Genomic DNA, 19,443 nt, shown 5'->3' with positions numbered 1-19,443 from the left:
TCGCTGCACCCGGGGTGATCGCGGCGAGCCTGCTACGGCCCAGCGCCACCCCGGGGACGTTCAGGCGGGCGCCGTTCCGGTCCGTCGCTGCTCTGATTCTCTTTCTCCCGTGACGACGCACATAGCAGGGGAATTACGGGATGGGTAAGGGCTAAGGAGCTCCGAACTCTCTATCGATATGCTGCTCCCATCCTTCGTGTGCCATTCCGTCCACCGCCATCAAGAGGTCCCGCCAGTCGTGCTGCGCCAGATCTGTGGCTTGCGCGAACCGTTCGAAGTTCCCTCTGCTGTGCAGCAGGATGGCGGCTGCCACTCGCTCCTCGAGTATCGGAATTCCCCTCCCGGCGGATTCAATGACTTCCTCAAGCAGCTGTAAGATTGTCGCGCGCTCCTCCTGGGGGAAGTCCTGGTTGATGCGGCGCGTGATCCTTGGGGGAATTTTCATGGCGGCCGCCTGTTCGCTCGTTGGATTCCAGCAGGGATTTGATGCATCGCCGTTCTGGCGTCGGTCGTGGATGTGTCACGTCCTAGTTGCTCAATTCCTTCCGAGATTCCTTCCGCGGAAACCTCAGGAGGAATGGGTGACGATCCAATATTCATCATCTTCGACGGAAATGGCGCAGAGTCGTTTTCCGTCCAGAGACAGTGCCAAGAACTCCGGGGATGCTTTCGCCCTCATCAACCGTGAGGGAAGCCCTTCTCCCGACAGCGGATCCTGAAACCGCAGCCACGCCACGTCCTCCAGGCAGAAAAAGGGTGAGCATACCAGGGCCTCACCCTTCTCCGAGTAAAGGTCGAGCCTGTCTGTCTGGCGCTTCCAGTGGATGTCCAGGGAGTGAAAGGGGGTGGGTGCGCACTTGGGGATCTTTACGGTGGGCTCTGTATCTATGCCGTTTACCGCATGGAGGCCGGACAGCGCCGAAGGGGTGCACGCCACAGGTTTTCTGAGGGGGACGTTCATCCCTGCAACTGCAAGGGCATCGATCCATTTCTGCGCATGCGTTTCGCTCGTCGCCATGGGGTCCTTTCTTCGTGTGAGATGGGTGTGGCGAGGAGGTGCTTCAGCAGGCGTGGATGCTCCATATGTCTCCGTGGCCCGGCCACGCCCCGCGCCGTCCGGGGGAATTTACGACCATCGTCGACGTCGGGGGTGCCGGCATCCTCCTATTCGGAGGGAATTCCGATAAATATGAGGATCGTCAAGGCGGTGGGATGCCTTTTACGGATATTCGGGAAATTGAAACCAGTTCACTTCCCAGTATCCTTCCCTTATGAATTGTTTGAGTGATTCCTTGTCCTCTACCCAGTAGTCACCGCAGCCCTGGGTGAAGTCGGCGTCCTTCGCGAGGGTGATGAGGTAGCTGGGTGGAGTGTCGGGCAGTTCCTCGATTTTTACGTATTTTCCCTGGTCGTCTCCGGCTTCGATGAATCCGGTTCTTGTCTTTGATGAGGAGTTCGGCCTGTCCGTGCCGTCGTCCGGGGTTGGGGAACCAGGGAGCCATGGCCCGCTCCGGGGTGATGGGCATGGCGACGTGATCTTTGCCTTCTCTTCTCTGTACTGGCTGACGGCCCACTCTTCTGCGTCCATGAGGGCTTCCCAGAAACCTGGTGCGGACCAGGCCGGAGGGCTCATCGAAAAGCTTCCGTACGGGCTGAGAGAAGCCCTCCATGTGGCAGGGGTTTCAGGGTCGGTTATTTCGAAGAGGCGACTGTCGAAGAGGGCGGGAAGTCGGCCCGGAAAGCTCTCGACGCGGAAGTAATTCGGCCCGTCGGCAGTTGCGTACGTTTCGAGAACTTCGTATTCCGTGCCCGCCTTCAAGGAGTTGGCTCCTCGGTTTGCTTCGGGGTGGTCCGGGAGGGTTCCGGTGAAGCGGATTTTCATCTCGGTGCTCCTGGGTTCTTCGGGCCGTTGACGCCCGGGCCGGCAGGTGCGGAATGCCTCCAACGCCGGCCGGCCGCGGCGGCAGGCCCGGGTGGGCCCGGCGGCGCGGCCGGTCGGAAGGGGGGGTGCGGGGGTGTCAGTTGTCCTTGAGGACGCCTGCGGTGCGGGCTTCGGTGAGCCATTCGGGGAACTCGACCATCAGCTGCTGGTAGAGCTCGTCGGAGGACAGGGCGCGGGGGTCGCGTCCGGCGTGGAAGAAACCGGCGTTGTCGACGACGCGCTTTTCCGGGACGGCCAGGTCGTCGAGCTTGCGGAGGAAGTCGAAGCCCTTGGCCTCGGGGTCGCCGAAGCCGATGAACTGCCAGAAAATGGGGAGTCCGGCGGCCTCGCAGAGCGCCTTTTCGGCGGCCGGCTTGGAGGTCGGGGCGCCGTCGGTCTGGAAGATGACGAATGCGGGGGCCGTGCTGCCGGACTTCTTGTAGTGCTGGACCACCGCGTCGATGGCCCAGTGGTAATTCGTCCGCCCCATGTGGCCGAGACCGGCGTGGAGTTCGGCGATGCGGCCCTCGTAGCCGGTGAGGTCGAGTTCGGCGGTGCCGTCGACGTCGGTGGAGAAGAAGACGACGGGGACGACGCCGTCGTCGTCGAGGTTCGCGGAGAGGCCGAGCGCCTGCTCGGCGAGGTGCTGGACGGTGCCGTCCTTGTAGTAGTTGCGCATCGAGCCGGAGCGGTCGAGCACCAGGTACACGGCGGCGCGCTGGGTGCCGAGGCCGTGCTTGTCGAGGGTCACGGCGGCGGACTTGACGAGGCTGACCAGACCGGGCGCGGCCGCCTCGACCTTGCGGAGGGCGACGCTGCCGGGGGGCGGCGAGGTGGGTTCGTCGGTGGCGTTGGGTGCCTCGGGGGCCTTGGTTGCCTCGGTTGCCTTGGCTGTCTCGGGGGCCGTGGGCGCCGTGGCCTTTTCGGCCGGTGCGGTCTCCACGGGCTCCGAGGTCTTCGTGACCTCCGTGGCCTCCGGGGCCTCCGTGGTGTCCTTGGCCTCCGGGACCTCCGGGGCCTGCGTGGTCTCCAGGGGCTCCGTAGACGTCTCGGCCTTGGCGGACCGTGTGCTCGCCGGGGCCGCTACAGCCTCTGCGGGCTCCGCGGCCTCTGCGGTCTCCTCGACCTCCTTGGCCTCCGCAGGCTCCGCAGCCTCCTTGGCCGCGGAAACCTCCGCAGGCTCCGCAGCCTCTACCGCCTTCGGCTCCTCTACCGCCTTCGGCTCCTCTACGGCCTTCGGCTCCTCAACCGGCTCGGCAGGAACGGCCGTTGACGGCTTCGGGGAGTCGAATGCCTGGCTCACCAGGTCGGCGGCGAGGTCCTCGGGGGCGGTGTCGGGCGTGACCTCGTTCTCGGTGAGGCTCGGGGTGTCCGGCTTCTCCGAGGCCGCTGCCGACGGGCTCGCGTCGGCGGCGGGAGCGTCGGAAGCCGAGGTGTCGGAGGCCGGAGCGTCCGAAGCCGAGATGCCGGAGGGTGCAGAGCCGGAGGCCGGAGCGGCAGGCTCCGGTGCCTCGGCGGCGACAGCCTCATCGGCGGCGACAGCCTCATCGGCGGTGACAGGCTCACCGGCGGAGGCGGCGGCCGACGTGGGGGCGTCCGCGGCCGCAACCGGCTCCGGTGCCTCATCAGGCGCCGTCACGGCCTCCGCGGCCTGCTCCGCGGCCTGCTTCGGGGCCTGTTCCGGGGCCGGGCGGTCGGTCCGGTCGTCCGCGTGGCCGGCCTGGGCCGGGACGGTCGGGTGCGCCGGTTCGGAGGGGGAGTCCTGGGGGGCCGTCCGGGCCGCGGGGACCTCGGCCACCGGGCGTTCCGCCACCGGCCGTTCCGTCGCGGGCTGTTCGGCCGCGGGGGCCTCGGTCGCGGGCTCTTCCGGGGCGGACGCTTCGGCTGCGGGGCGGTCGGCGGAGGTGCCGGGGGCGGACTCCTCGCGGGCCTCCGGGATGGTGGTGGCGGGGGTGGCCGGTTCCGGCGTTTCCGTGCCGCTCGGTGTGGTGCCGGACTCCTCCCGAGTCGCCTTGGAGCGACCGAAAGCGTTGCGCAGCAGACTCCGAATGCCCATCGGCGGACCTCTCTGGGGTGTGGTGGGTGCGGCGTATGTCCGTGAAGCTGCGGACATGTCCCTGACCAGGACGGATACGTAAGGGTAGCGGCCCGAACCGTTGTCACAGTGGGACCTCGGGTGCCGCGTTGCCGGTACGAGGGGGCGTTGAAGGGGGTCGTGAAGGGTCCCGTGGGGGCCAGACCGCGCGCCCGGAGCCTCTCGCGGCGCGCGGTCGGTCGGCGGAGCGCACGGAACCGGCCAGGTGCGGCGCCCGCGCCCGTACGAGCCGCCCCGCGCGGCCCGCCGCCGCCGGCCCGCCGCCGGCCCGCCGTCACCGGCGCCAGGCGGGGAATTCGCCCCTCGATGGCGACCCGTCCGCAGTGCATTTCCGGTTGCCTGGATTCCGTTTCGTTATGCGGGGTCCCGTATGATCACCGCTCTTCTCCTGGTGTGTGAACGCGGCCGCGCGGGGGTGGGCTCGTATCACGGTGCGGACACGGGTCGGCAAGGTGTGGGTAAGGAATTGGCTCGGACTGGTATCCGATGTCCGGTCGGTCCCCTCTTATCCGGTGACCATCGGTCCGAGCCGCCCGTTGTTGGTCAAGGCGGTCGCAAGCCGGGAGCCGGGCGAGAGCCCTTGCGAGGGTGACGGGAGATGTGGGGCGCATGGGGCTGACCAGTCGGTCGCTCGAAATCGCGGTGGTGGCGCTGGCGGTGGTGCTCGTCGTGCTGACGGTGTGGCAGTGGCCGCGGCTGTCGGGGCGCGGCGTGGGGGTTCTCTTCGGCAGGCTCGGGGCCGTCGTGCTCACCCAGGTGTCGCTGGTGTGCGCGCTGGCCCTCGCGGTGAACAACAGCTTCGAGTTCTACGGCAGTTGGGACGATCTGCTCGGCAACGAGGACAAGGCGCCGGTCGCGGTCAGCGACAACGGCGGCCAGTACGCCTCCGTCGGCACCGCCAAGGGCGCGCTGATCCAGCCCGCCGGGCCGCAGGGCCTGGACCGGGTGACGGGCCTGCCGCAGGGCCCCGCCGACAAGGTCGGCAAGATGGAGTCGGTTCGGATCGTGGGGCGCCGCAGCCGTGCGATCAACCCCGCGTTCGTCTATCTGCCGCCGCAGTACTTCCAGCCGCAGTTCCGCCGTCAGCGGTTCCCCGTCATGGTCGTGATCAGCGGTTATCCCGGCGGCATCATGAACCTCGCGCAGCATCTGCAGATCCCGCAGAACGCCGGGCGGCTGATCGCCAAGGGCACCATGCAGCCGACGGTGATGGTGATGGTGCGGCCGACGATCGCGCCGCCGCGGGACACCGAGTGCGTGGACGTGCCGGGTGGCCCGCAGGCCGAGACGTTCTTCACCAAGGACCTGCCGGAGGCGATGCGGTCCGCGTACCGGGTGGGCCGCGACTCCAGCGCCTGGGGCGCCTTCGGGTACTCGTCTGGCGGCACCTGCTCGCTCCAGCTGGCGATGCGCAACCCGAAGATCTACACCTCCGCAGTCTCGCTCTCCGGCGACTACGCGATCAAGGACGACCTGACGACCGGCAGCCTCTTCGGCAGCGGTCCCGAGGGTGCCAAGCGCGAGCGGGAGCACGATCTGCTGTGGCGGCTGAAGCACCTGCCCGCGCCGCAGGTCTCCGCGCTGGTGGCCAGCAGCCGGCAGGGCGAGCCGGACTACGGCGCGACGATGGACTTCATCCATGCGGCGAAGCCGCCGATGACGGTCGACTCGATCATCCTGCCCCGCGGCAGCCACCAGTTCGCCACCTGGCGGCGTGAGGTGGTCCCGGCGCTGGAGTGGCAGAGCCGCCAGCTGACGTTCCCGCAGGACGTCGAGGCGAAGCCGACCAAGCCCGCCGCCCCGCAGGGCGCACAGGCGCACGACGGCAAGCCGGACGAGCACCACACGGGTCAGCAGTCCGGCGTCCCGGCGCAGGCGGAGCGCCGCCGGGATCCGGTGGAGCCCGCGCAGGACTGACGCGTACGCGAACGGGCCGGGCACGGGGTGGACAGTCACCCGGTGCCCGGCCCGTCGCTTGTCCGCGTCCGGCCGTCCGCCCTGCTCAGGGCCGGTAGACCATTCCCGGCTCCGGCTTCGCCGGGGAGAGGAGCTGGGAGACGGTGACGAGCGTGAAGCCGCGGTGCTTCAGCTCCTTGAGGATGCCGGGGACGGCCGGGACGGTGCCCGGGTAGATGTCGTGGAGCAGGATGATCCCGTCCTGCTCCGTCTGGTCGAGCACCCGCTTGGTGATCAGCTTCGAGTCGTTGGTCTGGTAGTCCTTCGCCGTCACGCTCCACAGGACCTCGGCGAGCCCCAGCTCCTTGCTGACCTCGGCGACCTTCTCGTCGGTACGGCCCTGGGGCGGGCGCATCAGCGTCGGGGTCTTGCCGGTGAGGTCGTGGACCGCCTTCTGCACGCGGGAGAGCTGGCTCTTGATCTCCGCGCGGGAGGCGTCGGTGAGGATCTGGTGCGACCAGGTGTGGTTGGCCAGCTCATGGCCCTCGCGGTCGATCCGCTTCACCTCGGCGGGGCGCTCGGCGATGTGGTTCTTGCCGAGCATGAAGAAGGTCGCGTGGGCCTTCTCCTCCTTGAGGATGTCCAGCAGGCGGTTGGTGTGCTCGCTGGGACCCGCGTCGAAGGTGAGCGCCACGCATTTGACCTCGCGGCAGTCGACGCCGGAGCCGTCCGCCGCGCCCTTGCCGCCCTTGCCGTCCGTCGCGAGCTGGGCGTCGCGCGCCTTGACGTCGGATGCCGGGGCGTCGTCCCGGGCGTCGACCGGGGCTATCTCGTTGGCGGGCTTGCAGCCGCCGAGTACCAGGCAGGCGGCGGTCAGCAGCCCGGCTATGAGGGGGCGGCGGGCGTTCTTCGGCATGGAACTCTCCGGGCGGCGCAGGGGTGAGGCAGCAGCCGGCCGGACGGCTGCCCGTCGGCTCCGGGGAACTATACATAGTGTGTAGAGATGTGGTGTCTACGCGGTGTGTCTACGCGACGTGCAGAGGTGATGAGCAGAGGTGGGGGCGCCGGCGCCGGCCCGTTCGGACGCGTCCCGCGCGACAGGGCGGCCCGCCCCGGGGTGGACTCGTACCGTGACCGCCTTGCCGGACGACTGCCTGGCCCGCAACGACTGGATCTGCGGCGACTACCTCAGCAGCCGCCGGCACATCCTGCTCGGCGCGGTGGCCGAGCACGTCCAGCTGACGGTGGTCTCGGTCGCCCTCGGGCTGGTCGTCGCGGTGCCGCTGGCGCTGCTGGCCCGGCGCCACCGGTGGACGGCGGGGCCCGTGCTGGGGCTGACGACGGTGCTCTACACGATCCCGTCGCTGGCGATGTTCTCCCTGCTGCTGCCGGTCTACGGCCTCTCGTCCGCCCTGGTCGTCGCGGGGCTCGCGCTGTACTCGCTGACCTTGCTGGTGCGGAATCTGCTGGCCGGTCTCGACGGCGTACCGGACGGGGCCAAGGACGCCGCCCGCGGCATGGGGTACGGCCCGACCCGGCAACTCCTCACCGTGGAGCTGCCGTTGGCGCTGCCGACGGCGATGGCGGGGCTGCGGATCGCCACCGTCTCCGCCGTCGCGCTCACCACCGTCGGCGCGATCGTCGGCCACGGCGGGCTCGGCAACCTCATCTACGCCGGGATGAACTCCTACTTCAAGGCGCAGGTGCTGACCGCGTCGGTGCTCTGCGTGCTGCTCGCCGTCGCCTTCGACCTGCTGCTCCTGGGCGCGGAGCGGCTGCTGACCCCATGGCGGCGCGGGGCGCGCACCGGGCGGCGGGGGCGTGTACGGGCGGCCGTGCGCCGTCCGGTCGCGGCCGGACGGCAGCCGTGAACGCGGTCTCCGGCGCCGTCGCCTGGCTGACCACCGCGGACCACTGGACCGGCGAGAACGGCGTCTGGCACCGGCTCGCCCAGCACGCCGCGCTCACCGTCGGCTGCCTGCTGCTGAGCTGTCTGCTCGCGCTGCCGGTGGCGGTCGTCCTCGGGCATCTGGGGCGCGGCGGGGCGCTCGCCGTCAATCTCGCCAACGTCGGCCGCGCGGTGCCCACCTTCGCCGTGCTGGTCCTGCTGCTGCTCACGCCCCTGGGGCGGCACGGGGAGTGGCCGACCGTCATCGCCCTGGTGCTGTTCGCCGTGCCGCCGCTGCTGACCAACGCCTACGTGGGGATGCGCGAGGTCGACCGGGACGTGGTGCGGGCCGCGCGCGGCATGGGGATGACCGGCGGTCAGCTGGTGTGGCGGGTCGAACTGCCGCTGGCGCTGCCGCTGGTGCTCACCGGGGTGCGCATCGCCGCCGTCCAGCTCGTCGCGACCGCCACCCTCGCCGCACTGGTGGGCGGCGGCGGCCTCGGCCGGATCATCACCGCCGGCTTCAATCTGGCATCCACCCCGCAGGTCGTCGCCGGCGCGGTCGTCGTCGCGGTGTTCGCGCTGCTCATGGAGGCGGCGTTCGAGGCCGGGACGCGGTGCGGGCCCAAGTGGTCGCGGGGACGGGGCGTGCGGTGAGGTGGCGCGGGCGGGCAGTGGACCCGGTGGCGGCGGGGCGCGGCCGGGAGCCCGGACGGGCGTGCGGCCGGGCCCCGCGCGCCGGGGGTGCCCGCCGCTCACCGGGGGCGCCCGCATCGGCCCAGCGCGCCGGGGGCGCCCCGCCACCGTCCGGGGCGCAAGCGACCGCCCCGCGCGCTCCCCGCACCCGCGCCGCCCGCCGTGCCCGCCACACGTCCGCTCTCGCCCTCGCCGCCGCCCTCCTCACCTCCTGCGCGGGCGGCCCCTCCCTGGAGGACCGGGGCGCCGTCACCGCCGCTCCGGGCGACCGGCACCACCTGATCGTCGGCTCGGCCGGATTCACCGAGAGCGAGCTGCTGGCGCAGATGTACGCGGCGCTGCTGCGGCACGCCGGGTACCGCGCCGACCTCGTCACCGTCGGCAACCGCGAGCTGTACGAACCGGCCCTGGAGCGCGGCCAGATCGACGTCGTCCCCGAGTACGCCGCGACCTTCGCGGACTGGCTCCAGGCCAAGGCGCACGGCGCGGACGCCCGGCCCGTGGCCTCCCCCGACCGCAACGCCACCATGGGCGCGCTGCGCACCCTCGCCGTCCCGCGCGGGCTGACGGTGCTCGCCCCGGGGAGCGCCGTCGACCGCAACGCCTTCGCCGTCAGCGCCTCCTACGCCGCCCGCCACCACCTGCGCACCCTCAGCGACCTGGGCCGGGCGAAGCTGCCGGTGCGCCTCGCCGCGGGCGACGAGTGCGTCCGCCGGCCGTTCTGCGCGCCGGGGCTGAGGAAGACGTACGGCATCGACATCACGGCCGTCGATCCCAAGGGCGTCGGCACCACCCCGGCCAAACAGGCGGTGCAGAACGGGCAGGACCAGATGGTGCTGACCACGACCACCGACGCCACCTTGGACCGGTTCGGGCTGGTGGTCCTCGCCGATGACCGGGCGCTCCAGAACGCCGACTACGTCGTGCCCGTCGTCAACCGCTCCCGGGCCGGGGGCGCCCGTGCCGCCGCCGCGCTCGGCCGCCTCAACACCGTCTTGACCACCGCCGATCTGGCCCGCCTCAACGAACGCGTCGACAGCTGGCGCCGCCTGCCCGAGGACGTCGCCCACGACTATCTGACGGGGAAGGGGCTGCTGCCCAAGGGACGGTGACGGCCCCACCCGGAGGCGGCGAGGGGCGCACCCGGGCGACAGCCGTACCCGTACGCGGCGAGGGTCAGGCCCCCGCGCACCGGCCACCGGGCCGGCCTCGGGCGCCTACTCCGTCGGGGCCTCACCCCAACGGAACCGACTCCACCTCCCCCGTCCCCCGGCGCTCCCCGCGCTCCCCCGGGACGATCGTGCGGCGCAGCGCCTCGTGGAGGCGGGCCGGGGTCAGGACGCCGAGGAAGCGGTCGCCGTCCAGGACCGCGATCCAGCCCGCGTCGTGCTGGAGCATCTCGCCGAACGCCCGCTTGAGGGTGGCGCCGACCGGGACCCACGCCGCCATCCGGCGGGCGTGCCCGGACACCGGCCCCGCCGCGTCCGCCAGCTCCGCGGCGCCGACCCAGCCGTGCAGCGCGCCGGAGTCGTCCAGTACCACCGCCCAGCGGGCGCCGTGGGCCCGCAGCCGGGCCGCCGCCTCCATCGCCGGTTCGCCGAGCCGGGCGAGCGGCGGGCGCTCCAGGTCGGCCCGGTCGATCCCGGTGACCGACAGCTGCTTGAGCGCCCGGTCGCTGCCGACGAACTCGGCGACGTACGGGGTCGCGGGCGCGCCCAGCACCCGGGCCGGCGTGTCGAACTGCTCGATGCGGCCCTGCCCGTAGACGGCGATGCGGTCGCCGAGGCGGACGGCCTCCTCGATGTCGTGCGTCACGAACAGCACGGTCTTGCCGAGCTGCCGCTGGAGGTGGCGGAACTCGTTCTGGAGGTGTTCGCGGATGACGGGGTCGACGGCGCCGAAGGGTTCGTCCATGAGGAGGACGGGCGGGTCGGCGGCGAGGGCGCGGGCGACGCCGACGCGTTGGCGCTGGCCGCCGGAGAGCTGATCCGGGTAGCGGTGCCCGTAGACGGCGGGGTCGAGCCCGACGAGGTCGAGGAGTTCCGCCGCCCGCTCCCGGGCCCTCGACCGTTTCCAGCCGGTGAGCACCGGGACCGTCGCGGTGTTGTCCAGCACGGTCCGGTGCGGGAAGAGCCCGGTCTGCTGGATGACGTAGCCGATCCGGCGGCGCAGCCGTACCGGGTCCACGCCCGCGATGTCCTCGCCGCCGACGTGGATCGTGCCCTCGGTCGGGTCGATGAGCCGGTTGACCATCATCATCGTGGTGGTCTTGCCGCAGCCCGACGGGCCGACGAGGGTGACGAGTTCCCCCTCCGCGACCTCGAAGGACAGACCGTCGACGGCGGTCGTCCCGTCCGGGTAGCGCTTGGTCACCGACGTGAAGCGGATCATCCGCCCATTGCACCCCGGCGGGCCGGGCCGGTCCCCTCATGCGGGCAATCGGGTGCGACGGCCGCCGGGCCACCCCGGGGAGGGGCGGCCATCCGGGCCGTCAGGAGGGCCGCCCGTCCCGGCAATCGGGTGCGGCGGCCGGATGGGGCGCGGTGCGGGGGCCGTACGAGTTGCTTCGGCGGCGCCGCCTTTCCGCCTGCCGCGTCGGGCCTGCCTCGCGTGCTTACGATCGCGCCCGGCCTCCGGTCGGACGGGTGGAAGGGAACGCCACGATGAGAGCCGTAGCAGTCAGCGCATTCGGTGCCGAGCCGCAGCTCCAGGAGCTGCCCCAGCCCGAGCCAGGGCCGGGGGAGGTCCTGGTGCGGCTGTCGGCCGCCGGGGTCAACCCCATCGACTGGAAGATCGCGGACGGGATGTTCCAGGACCCGGACACCACGTCGTTCCCGCTGGTCATGGGCGCCGACGGGGCGGGCGAGGTGCTGGCCGTCGGGACCGGCGTGCGGCGCTTCACCATGGGGGACGCGGTGTTCGGCACGTTCCAGCGGCCGGCGCACGGCGGCGGCTCGTACGCGGAGCTGGCCCTCGCCGACGAGCAGTCCCTCGCCCATGCGGCCCGCAGCGTCACCTACGCGACGTCGGCGGCGGTTCCGACGCCCGGCATGACGGCGTACAACCTGGTGGAGGAGACCCGGATCGGGGAGGGCAGCCTGGTGCTGATCGTCGGGGCGACCGGCGGTGTCGGCACCTTCCTCACGCAGATCGCCCACGGGCGCGGCGCCGAGGTCATCGCGACCGCGCGGCCGGTGATGGCGGATCTGATGCTGACCCTGGGCGCCGCCGAGATCGTCGACCACACGGCGGGGCCGGTCGCCGACCAGGTGCTGGCCACCCATCCGGACGGCGTCGACGTCCTGATCGACCTGGTCAGCGACGCGGACGGGTTCACCGACATGATGCGGACGGTGCGCGACGGCGGGACGGCGGTGTCGACGATCGGCGCGGCCGACTCCGATGTCCTCACCGACCACAACCTCCGCGGCTTCAACTTCGTCAACCGGCCGTCCCCGCAGCTCCTGGAGATCCTCGCCGGACACGTCGACGCGGGCCGGCTGACCGTCCTGGTCGGCAAGGAGGTCCCGCTCGACGAGGCCCCGGAGGCGGTGGCCGAGCAGCGCTCGGGGCGGGCGCAGGGGAAGACGGTCCTGGTGATGTAGCGCCCGAGCCCGGCCCGTCCGGTACGCACGGCCCGACGCGGCCCCGTGGGAGCTTCCCGCGGGGCCGCGCCGCGTTGCGGGGGAGCCGGGGGCTGCGTGAGGCGAGGCTTCCGCTTCGGGACGCCCCGGGGCGTGCGGTGGGGGCCGCTCCCGGGGGCGGCCGTCTCGGCGCCGGGCCCGGTGGCCGCCCGGCCCGGGGCCCGCCCTCAGGCGACCCGGCGCCGCTTCCGCAGGACGCCCCGTACGGCCCGTGCCACGGGCCCGCTCGCCGCGGCCAGCCCGGCGGTCACCAGGGCGCCGCAGGCCAGCCCCGTGATGCCGGTGTGCAGCGACGCGGTGAGCGCGTCCGTGTACGCGGCCGCCGCCGGGCGCGGGACGGCGTCCGGGAGCGCGTCCAGGGCCCGGGAGCGGGCCGGTCCGAGGGCCAGGGCGAGCAGCGCGGTGGCGGCGGCGCCGAACAGGGCCGTGGCGGTCAGCGCGCGGCGCCGGCGGCGGGCCAGCAGGAGCCCGGCGGCGAGGCAGAGAGCGGCGAGTGGCGGCGCCGCCCGTGCCGTCGTCCGCACGGCCTGGTAGGCGGTGCGGGCCCGGGGCACGTCGGCGGCGGACAGCAGCACGATCTCGGTGCCGGTGTGCGGGACCCGGCGGGCGATGTCGATGCCCAGACCGTTGGCGGACAGCTGGTGTTTGACGCGCTCGATGACCGGCGCGACGTCGAGGCGGACGGGGGCCGTGCCGGAGGCGCCGAGGGTGGCGTCGAGGGCCTGGTGGGCGGTGCGGTGCACCTGCCGCCACACGGCGGGGAACGACGGCCCGGTCACGACCTGCCGGACCTGCTTGTCGACGAATTCGCGGATGCCGCCGGTGAACCGTTCGCGCAGCGCGGGGCGTTGCGGCCGGGGGATGGCGGACAGCAGCCCGTCGAGGCGGACATGGCTCATCACGCCGGTGGTGACGTCGTCGACGATCGCGTTCTGGATGGTGCGGTCGCGGGCCAGCGGTGCGACGGCGGTGACGTACCGCCCGGTGTCGGTGAGCTGGTCGCGGGCCCAGACGCCGGCCAGGGAGACCGGGGCCAGCAGCGCGGCGAGGAGCAGCAGGACGATGGCGGCACCCGCCCGGCCGGGCCGCCGCGGGGCGCGGGGCGTTCCCTCGCGCGCCGCGCGGCGGTCACTCGCGGCCGGGGGTGCGCTCGCGGTCACGTTCGTGCGCTCCTTCCGTACGGCGGCGGGCGGGGCCGTCTCTCAGGCAAGTGGGCCCGACGGGCGCTCGCGAGCGGGAGCGGGGCAGACGGGTGAGGCGCCCGCCGCCGGACGGCCCGGACCCGCATCCGCGGGCGCGCTCCCACCGGGCCCGCGGCCGCACCCGGGCGGGCCGGGCCTGAGCCGCCCCCGGGGGCCGCGCCCACCGGATCGTCAGGTCCGGGCCGATCCGGCGCTCGCCGCGGGCGCGGCGGGCTCGCCGGACTCGCCGGGCGGGGAAGCCGCGGCGGGCACGCCGGGCGAGACGGGCGCGGTGGCGGTGGCGGAGGCGGCGGCAGAGGTGGCGGAGGTGGCCGCCGTCGCCGCTGCCGCGGCCGTCCGCCGCCTCCCGCGCAGCAGGAACCCGACGCCCGCGAGCAGCCCCGCGAGGAGCAGCCACGGGGTCCAGGAAAGCCAGGAGGGGCCGGTGCCGCCGTGGGTTTCGGGCAGGTCGTCGATGTCGCCGGTGCAGGCGGCGGGGGCGGCGACGCCGGCGGCGTGGACGCAGACGGTGGTGGCGGCGCGGAGCGTGCCGGGGGCGGCGGAGGGGCCGTCGGCGCGGTCACCGAGGACGACGCTCGTGGTCAGCACACGGAGCCCGCCCGGCGCGAGGTCGGCGTGCCAGACGGCGGTGTGGTCATCGGTGACGCGGCCCTCGGGCGCCTTGGCGGACTCGGTGGTGGCGGGCAGCCGCGCCTCGATACGGGCGCCGGGCAGCGGGGCGTCGCCGAGGTTGCGGACCGTGATGCGGTAGTCGAGCCGGTCGCCCGCCTCCGCCGCGTCGGTGTCGTCGCTCACCTCGACCGCCACCTGCGGCGGTGCGGGTTCCGCCGGGGTCCCGGCGGCCACGGCGCGTCCGGGGAGGGCGGCGGCGGTGCACAGCAGGGCGCTCAGGAGGAGGGTTCGCATCCACCCATCCGAGCACCGCCCACCGCGCCCGGGCCCCAGCGCCACCGGGTCACGGCCGCGGTTCACCCGCGCGGTGGCGGCCAGGTGGCCGGATGCGGCACGGGGCGCCCGCGGCGAGCGGCGCACGCCCCCGGCCGGAGCCGGGCCCGGGGCCGCCCCCTCATCTGACACCGACTCAGATACCGGAAACGGACTGCCCCGTGTCCCACCCCGCGCCGCACGCGCCCCGCCTCGACCATGGACCACAACGCACCGCACCGGGGACCGACCCCGCTGACCCACCCCCCCGGGCGCACCGCATCGCTCGGGGCCGAGGCGCCGGAGGCACCATGAAGATCCATCTGACCAGCGTTTTCGTCGACGATCAGGCCAAGGCCCTGCGCTTCTACACCGACGTGTTGGGGTTCGTGCCGAAGGAGGACGTCCCGATGGGCGCGGACCGCTGGCTGACCGTCGTCTCGCCGGAGGACCCCGACGGCACCGAACTGCTCCTGGAGCCCTCCGGCCACCCCGCCGTGCCCCCGTACAAGGCGGCACTGTTCCTGGACGGCATCCCCGCCGCCTCGTTCGCGGTGGACGACGTGTCCGCCGAGCACGACCGGCTGCGCGCGCTCGGCGTCGACTTCACCCAGGAGCCGCGGACGATGGGCCCGGTCGTCACCGCGGTCCTGGACGACACCTGCGGCAACCTGATCCAGCTGATGCAGCGCGGCTGAACACACGTGACATGGCCGGGCCCCGGACGGCGCTTCAGCTTTCAGGCAGACTCCCTGAAGGAAATCCCGTCACCCCGGGGCCCGGCCTTCGGCGCCCAGCTTTCAGGCAGGCTCCCTGAACGAAGCCCCGTAGCCCCGTCACCCGGGGCCCGGCCCCGTCCCCTCAGCGCTCGCCGATTCCCCGCCGGAAGCACACCCGGTCCTCCCCCGGCCCGTCGTAATCCGCGTGCACCGGCAGCCCGCCGACGACGCGATCCCCGGCCCCCTCCGGGACGAACCCCATCGCCTGGTGGAACGCGAGCGAGGCGGCGTTCCCCGGGGAGACGATCGCGCGGACGTCGGTGCGGCCCGCCTCCGCCGCCCGCGCGAAGAACGCCGAGTAGAGCCGCCGGCCCACGCCCTGGCCCCGCAGCGCCGGACGCACCCCGACGAAGTGGATGTACGCGTCGGTGTCGTTCTCCGGCGCGTAAAAGCCCACGAGGAACGCCCGGACGCGGCCCTCGCCACCGGCCCCGTCCCCGCCACCGTTCCCGTCCTCCGGAGAACTCGCCTCCTCCAGGATCAGGCTCGTCCGGGAGAAGAACTGGAGGAAGAGGCGGGGCAGCAGCAGGGAGAGTTCGCGGGCCTGTTCCGGGGTGCGGGAGTCGCCCCACCAGGTCTGTACGCAGCGGACGAGCGCGGGGTGGTCGCTGACGCGGGCCGGACGCAGTACGAGCACGGTGTTCCCTCCGAGAGCCGGGTGCGGGCGGACTGTTGTGCCACCGGTTTCCCGTACCCTCGCTCCGCCCGCCGGATCGGAAAACACCGGCCGGGCCCGGCTCGGCCGTTCGTTCCCGGCCAGAGCGGTGGAACCATCACACCTACGCCTCTTGAGCGTCGCGCAGCCAACGGCCGCCGCGGGCGCCTCCTCGCCGCGAACAGAATCCGCAACTGAAGGAAAACGCGCCCACTCTCGGATAACGTCGCAGGCCGGCAAGTGTTGGCCCCGCGGGTGCGGGGATGTTCCCTCCGGGTCCATCTTCCGCAGCGTCGCGGCCCAGTTGGCCCCGCGGGTGCGGGGATGTTCCGCTGAGGGTGACGTGAGGCGCGGGGGAGGGCTCGTTGGCCCCGCGGGTGCGGGGATGTTCCGAGCATCATCCTCAACTTGATGATCTACCGGTGGTTGGCCCCGCAGGCGCGGGGATGTTCCGGTGGCGTTGCCCGACGGCCGCAACAAGGACGGGGCCCCGCAAGCGCGGGGCCCCACCCCTTAGTGCCGGTGCGGCCCCCGCCGGTGGACCGGCCCGTGGGCGTCCGCGCAGTGGTCGGGGTCGGGGTCGGTGCCGGGGGCGGGCCCGGCGCCGACGTGCAGGACGGTGTCGGTGTCCCGCTCCCCGACGTGGTCGACCTGGAGCGTGGCGTGGGTGATGCCGTACTCGGTGCTCAGCAGCGTCTGGAGGCGGCGGCGGACCTTGTGGCAGTCGCCGGACGGCGCCACCAGGATGTGCGCGGAGAGCGCGGGCTCCCCGGAGGTGATCTGCCACAGGTGGAGGTCGTGGACCTCCGTGACCTCGTCCGCCGCGACGAGACGGTCGCCGAGCGCGTCCGGGTCGACGCCGGCGGGCGCCGCCTCCAGGAAGATCCGCCCGGACTCGCGCACCAGCCCGTACCCGGCGCGCAGCATCAGCGCGACGACGACGAGCGTGGCGAGCGCGTCGGCGCGGGCGAAGCCGGTGGTCCACACGATGAGTCCGGCGACGGCGGTGGCGACGAAGCCGAAGAGGTCGGTGAGGATGTGCTGGTAGGCGCCCTCGACGTTGAGGCTGGAGCGGTTGGCCTTGGAGAGGAACCACGTCGCGATCAGGTTCACCACCACGCCAGCCAGCGCCGTGACCAGCACCAGCCCGCCGGTGACCTCGGGCGGTTCGATCAGCCGCCGCACCGCCTCGTACGCCAGCCAGGCCGAGAGGATCAGCAGCGTGATGCCGTTGGCCTGGGCGGAGAGGATCTCGGCGCGCTTGAGGCCGTAGGTGTAGCCGCCGCGGGCGGGCCGGGCGGCGAGCCGCATGGCGACCAGCGCGAGCACGATCGACGCCGCGTCGGTCAGCATGTGCGCCGCGTCGGAGAGCAGCGCCAGCGAGCGGGCGACGACGCCGATGACCACCTCGACCGCCATGAACGCGCAGATCAGCACGAGCGCGGCGCGCAGCCAGCGGCGGTCCGCGTCCGGCGAGACGGCGTGGGCGTGGCTGTGTCCGCCGGGGCCGTGGCCGTGGGCATGGTCGTGGGCGTGCTCGCTCAAGGCGTGCTCCTTCCTGGGGCGTCGTCCTGGGCCGTTCATGCGCAGCAAAGCGCACTTTTTCCGGTCTTTCAAAGGCTGCATCGGTGACCGTTGTCATTCCCGTCCAACGGCGTAAAACCGCAGGTCAGAGCGTTGGTCCCGTGGGCCTCTGTCCGGACTGAAGCGCTCCGTTTCCGCCCGCGCCGCCACGCACGGTCTCCGGCTCGCGGGACGCCGGAGCGGCGACCTCCCCGCGCGGCGGACCCCGCGCCCTGACGTCAGGCGGTCCGCGGCCCGGCCGACGTGTACGGGCTCAGGCCCGCAGCCCCGCCGTCGTGTACGGGCTCAGGCCCGCAGCCCCGCCGTCATCGTCCGCATCGCCCGCGCGGCCAGCTCCGCGACGGGTGTCGCCTCGGCGGTCGGGGTGTCGCTGAGCGCCCAGGTCTCGACGGCGACGCGGATCGCGGCGGTCGCGGCGGCGGCGGCGAGGCGGACGTCGAGAGAGTCGGGGGCGGCGCCGGTGCGCTCGGCGAGCAGCGGGGCGAGGCGCTGTTCGGAGTCGTGGTTGACGCGGGCCCAGACCGCGCCGAGCGCCGGGTCGCCGGCGGCGGCGCGCAGCAGGCCGCGGGTCCAGCCCAGGGATTCGGCGGTCGCGGTCTCCTCGTCCGCCATCGACTGTACGGCGGCCCGCTCCAGCGCGTCCGGCAGGGCGACGTCCTTCGGCACCGCGGCCAGCAACTCCTGCCAGCGGCGGGCGCCGAAGGAGAGCAGCGGGGCGACCGCCTCCTGCTTGGTGCGGAAGTAGCGGTAGAACGTCCGCAGGCTGACCCCGGCGCGGTCGGCGATGGCCTCGGCGGTGGTGCCGTCCGAGCCGTCCTTCGCGAACAGCGACGCGGCGGCGCGGGCGATCTCCAACTGGGTGGCGGCCTTACGGCGTTCGGTGAGGTTCACCGGACCACCTTAGACACGGGGCGCCGGACCGGCCTGGCCCGGCGCCCCGGCACGTCGTGCCAGGTGGGGGCGGTCAGAAGTGCGTCCCGCCGTCGATGCGGATCTCGGTGCCGGTGACGAACGCGCCGTCCTCGGAGGCGAGCATCGCGACGACGGAGGCGACGGTCTCCGGCCCGGCGAAGCCCTCGCCCAGCGCCGGGGAGAGCTTGGCGAAGAGGCTCATGTCGGCGTCGGCGGGCAGCCCGGGCCCGGCGCTCTGCCTGCTGGCGCCGCTGGCGTCCGTCATCCCGGACGAGATGGAGCCGGGCTGGACGGCGGTGAAGCGGATGCCGTCCTTCGCGTACTCGCTCGCCAGCGCGTGCGTCATGGACTGGATGCCGCCCTTGCTCGCCGCGTACGCCGCCATGTACGGGTGCGCGAACTGCGCCGAGGTGGAGCTGAAGTTGACGACGGCGGGACCGTGGCCGGCGCGCAGCGCGGGCAGCGCCTCGCGGATCACCAGGAAGGTGCCGACCAGGTTGACCTGGAGGATCTTGGTGAAGGACGCCAGCGAGGTCTCGTGGGTGTGCGAGGAGCGCAGGATGCCCGCCGCGTTGACCAGGACGTCGAGGCCGCCGAGCGCGGCGGTGGCGGCGGCGACGCCTTCGCGGACCGAGGCCTCGTCGGCGATGTCCATGATCTGCGTGGTGAGCCGGCCGGCGTGTGCGCCCGCCTTGGCGACGGTGTCGCGCAGTCCGTCCTCGCTCACATCGGCGGCGACGACGGCGCCGCCCTCGGCGAGCATCCGCAGCACGGTGGCCTGGCCGATGCCGGAGCCGCCGCCGGTGACCAGCGCGCGGCGTCCTTCGTAGCGGTTCATGGTGCTTCTCCTTCGTCTTCCTTCGTCCCCGATGGCGTCCCTGCGTGGTCCGGTGCGGGCCCGTGGATTTCCGGGTGGGTGACTTACGAGTTCCACCGTACGCCTGGATGGCACGTTGTGCCACTGTGACGTGTGACGCCGTGGAAGGGGGCGGTGCAGAGTTCGGTGGAAGGTCCAAAAGGGCGGGTGGTGGCGCGGTCCGCTCCGTCAGGAATGGGTAAAATTGCAGGTCAGATGGGTGAAGGAGGGGATTCGTCGCGTCGCGCGAGAGGAGTGGAGCGGTCCGCTTGTGGTGAGGGCGGGGTGGGGAAGCTCTTGATAAGTGGCCGGTCCAAGACGATCTTTGGTGTGCCTGTGGCCCCGCGTGGGGGCAGGGGGTGACCGCCGGACGCGCGGGAACCTCCGCACC

The 19,443-nt window shown here is 72.8% G+C and carries 18 protein-coding genes; 6 read left to right on the top strand and 12 right to left on the bottom strand.

The genetic code is table 11. The annotated features are described in order from the left end of the window. Positions 1-151: 151 nt before the first annotated feature. From ABT345_RS15475 to ABT345_RS15460, 4 genes are all read right to left on the bottom strand, one after another. Complete coding sequence (locus tag ABT345_RS15475; RefSeq protein ID WP_345089041.1) at positions 152-445, bottom strand: hypothetical protein; 294 nt, start codon at positions 443-445, stop codon at positions 152-154. 123 nt (positions 446-568) lie between these two features. Beyond that, positions 569-1,018 carry a hypothetical protein gene (locus ABT345_RS15470; RefSeq protein ID WP_345089038.1) on the bottom strand — a complete coding sequence of 150 codons (450 nt, stop codon included), beginning with the start codon at positions 1,016-1,018 and terminating at the stop codon, positions 569-571. Positions 1,019-1,219: 201 nt separating this feature from the next. Then, a complete protein-coding gene (locus ABT345_RS15465) occupies positions 1,220-1,882 on the bottom strand; it encodes a hypothetical protein (RefSeq protein WP_345089035.1) in 663 nt (220 codons plus the stop codon). Positions 1,883-2,018: 136 nt separating this feature from the next. Beyond that, positions 2,019-3,977 carry a vWA domain-containing protein gene (locus ABT345_RS15460; protein WP_345089032.1) on the bottom strand — a complete coding sequence of 653 codons (1,959 nt, stop codon included), beginning with the start codon at positions 3,975-3,977 and terminating at the stop codon, positions 2,019-2,021. 648 nt (positions 3,978-4,625) lie between these two features. Here ABT345_RS15460 and ABT345_RS15455 point away from each other — a divergent pair. Beyond that, positions 4,626-5,933, top strand: a complete 1,308-nt coding sequence (locus ABT345_RS15455) for an alpha/beta hydrolase (protein ID WP_345089029.1) — start codon at positions 4,626-4,628, stop codon at positions 5,931-5,933. Between the two features lie 85 nt (positions 5,934-6,018). Here the strand turns inward: ABT345_RS15455 and ABT345_RS15450 are convergent, their stop codons facing one another. Then, complete coding sequence (locus ABT345_RS15450) at positions 6,019-6,828, bottom strand: polysaccharide deacetylase family protein (protein WP_345089026.1); 810 nt, start codon at positions 6,826-6,828, stop codon at positions 6,019-6,021. Between the two features lie 214 nt (positions 6,829-7,042). On the opposite strand from ABT345_RS15450, the gene ABT345_RS15445 reads away from it, so the two are divergent. Genes ABT345_RS15445 through ABT345_RS15435 form a run of 3 tightly spaced genes read left to right on the top strand, consistent with a single transcriptional unit; the run spans position 7,043 to position 9,608 of the window. After that, on the top strand, positions 7,043-7,783 hold the full coding sequence (locus ABT345_RS15445; protein ID WP_345089023.1) for an ABC transporter permease: 741 nt from the start codon (positions 7,043-7,045) through the stop codon (positions 7,781-7,783). Beyond that, on the top strand, positions 7,780-8,457 hold the full coding sequence (locus tag ABT345_RS15440) for an ABC transporter permease (protein ID WP_345089020.1): 678 nt from the start codon (positions 7,780-7,782) through the stop codon (positions 8,455-8,457). The genes ABT345_RS15445 and ABT345_RS15440 overlap by 4 nt, the downstream gene beginning before the upstream one ends. Before the next feature lie 26 nt (positions 8,458-8,483). Then, positions 8,484-9,608, top strand: a complete 1,125-nt coding sequence (locus tag ABT345_RS15435; protein WP_386460298.1) for an ABC transporter substrate-binding protein — start codon at positions 8,484-8,486, stop codon at positions 9,606-9,608. Between the two features lie 121 nt (positions 9,609-9,729). Here the strand turns inward: ABT345_RS15435 and ABT345_RS15430 are convergent, their stop codons facing one another. Then, positions 9,730-10,887, bottom strand: coding sequence for an ATP-binding cassette domain-containing protein (locus ABT345_RS15430; protein WP_345089014.1), 1,158 nt, complete (start codon positions 10,885-10,887; stop codon positions 9,730-9,732). A gap of 272 nt (positions 10,888-11,159) precedes the next feature. Here ABT345_RS15430 and ABT345_RS15425 point away from each other — a divergent pair, with 272 nt between their 5' ends. Continuing rightward, positions 11,160-12,101, top strand: a complete 942-nt coding sequence (locus ABT345_RS15425; RefSeq protein WP_345089011.1) for an NADP-dependent oxidoreductase — start codon at positions 11,160-11,162, stop codon at positions 12,099-12,101. A gap of 206 nt (positions 12,102-12,307) precedes the next feature. Here ABT345_RS15425 and ABT345_RS15420 read toward each other — a convergent pair whose 3' ends face one another. Continuing rightward, complete coding sequence (locus tag ABT345_RS15420) at positions 12,308-13,300, bottom strand: hypothetical protein (protein WP_345089008.1); 993 nt, start codon at positions 13,298-13,300, stop codon at positions 12,308-12,310. A 213-nt stretch (positions 13,301-13,513) separates the two neighbouring features. Further along, positions 13,514-14,248 carry a hypothetical protein gene (locus ABT345_RS15415; RefSeq protein WP_345089005.1) on the bottom strand — a complete coding sequence of 245 codons (735 nt, stop codon included), beginning with the start codon at positions 14,246-14,248 and terminating at the stop codon, positions 13,514-13,516. Positions 14,249-14,577: 329 nt separating this feature from the next. On the opposite strand from ABT345_RS15415, the gene ABT345_RS15410 reads away from it, so the two are divergent. Then, a complete protein-coding gene (locus ABT345_RS15410) occupies positions 14,578-14,964 on the top strand; it encodes a VOC family protein (protein ID WP_345089002.1) in 387 nt (128 codons plus the stop codon). A gap of 163 nt (positions 14,965-15,127) precedes the next feature. On the opposite strand, the gene ABT345_RS15405 is transcribed toward ABT345_RS15410, so the two are convergent. From ABT345_RS15405 to ABT345_RS15390, 4 genes are all read right to left on the bottom strand, one after another. Continuing rightward, a complete protein-coding gene (locus tag ABT345_RS15405; RefSeq protein ID WP_345088999.1) occupies positions 15,128-15,682 on the bottom strand; it encodes a GNAT family N-acetyltransferase in 555 nt (184 codons plus the stop codon). A 531-nt stretch (positions 15,683-16,213) separates the two neighbouring features. Then, positions 16,214-17,245, bottom strand: a complete 1,032-nt coding sequence (locus tag ABT345_RS15400; protein WP_345088996.1) for a cation diffusion facilitator family transporter — start codon at positions 17,243-17,245, stop codon at positions 16,214-16,216. 324 nt (positions 17,246-17,569) lie between these two features. After that, on the bottom strand, positions 17,570-18,175 hold the full coding sequence (locus tag ABT345_RS15395) for a TetR family transcriptional regulator (RefSeq protein WP_345088993.1): 606 nt from the start codon (positions 18,173-18,175) through the stop codon (positions 17,570-17,572). 73 nt (positions 18,176-18,248) lie between these two features. Beyond that, positions 18,249-19,034, bottom strand: a complete 786-nt coding sequence (locus ABT345_RS15390; protein WP_345088990.1) for an SDR family NAD(P)-dependent oxidoreductase — start codon at positions 19,032-19,034, stop codon at positions 18,249-18,251. Positions 19,035-19,443: the final 409 nt, after the last annotated feature.

Source organism: Streptomyces sp. NPDC000404 (genome assembly GCF_040300365.1).
GTDB classification, from domain to species: domain Bacteria; phylum Actinomycetota; class Actinomycetes; order Streptomycetales; family Streptomycetaceae; genus Streptomyces; species Streptomyces ramulosus.
Note: the sequence above shows the minus strand (reverse complement) of the source record. Positions and strands in the feature narration are given on the sequence as shown.

What these genes read in the sequence shown, in the direction of transcription:
- ABT345_RS15475 (WP_345089041.1), bottom strand. Translation starts at nt 445, where the DNA reads ATGAAAATTCCCCCAAGGATCACGCGCCGCATCAACCAGGACTTCCCC.
- ABT345_RS15470 (WP_345089038.1), bottom strand. Translation starts at nt 1,018, where the DNA reads ATGGCGACGAGCGAAACGCATGCGCAGAAATGGATCGATGCCCTTGCA.
- ABT345_RS15465 (WP_345089035.1), bottom strand. Translation starts at nt 1,882, where the DNA reads ATGAAAATCCGCTTCACCGGAACCCTCCCGGACCACCCCGAAGCAAAC.
- ABT345_RS15460 (WP_345089032.1), bottom strand. Translation starts at nt 3,977, where the DNA reads ATGGGCATTCGGAGTCTGCTGCGCAACGCTTTCGGTCGCTCCAAGGCG.
- ABT345_RS15455 (WP_345089029.1), top strand. Translation starts at nt 4,626, where the DNA reads ATGGGGCTGACCAGTCGGTCGCTCGAAATCGCGGTGGTGGCGCTGGCG.
- ABT345_RS15450 (WP_345089026.1), bottom strand. Translation starts at nt 6,828, where the DNA reads ATGCCGAAGAACGCCCGCCGCCCCCTCATAGCCGGGCTGCTGACCGCC.
- ABT345_RS15430 (WP_345089014.1), bottom strand. Translation starts at nt 10,887, where the DNA reads ATGATCCGCTTCACGTCGGTGACCAAGCGCTACCCGGACGGGACGACC.
- ABT345_RS15425 (WP_345089011.1), top strand. Translation starts at nt 11,160, where the DNA reads ATGAGAGCCGTAGCAGTCAGCGCATTCGGTGCCGAGCCGCAGCTCCAG.
- ABT345_RS15415 (WP_345089005.1), bottom strand. Translation starts at nt 14,248, where the DNA reads ATGCGAACCCTCCTCCTGAGCGCCCTGCTGTGCACCGCCGCCGCCCTC.
- ABT345_RS15410 (WP_345089002.1), top strand. Translation starts at nt 14,578, where the DNA reads ATGAAGATCCATCTGACCAGCGTTTTCGTCGACGATCAGGCCAAGGCC.
- ABT345_RS15390 (WP_345088990.1), bottom strand. Translation starts at nt 19,034, where the DNA reads ATGAACCGCTACGAAGGACGCCGCGCGCTGGTCACCGGCGGCGGCTCC.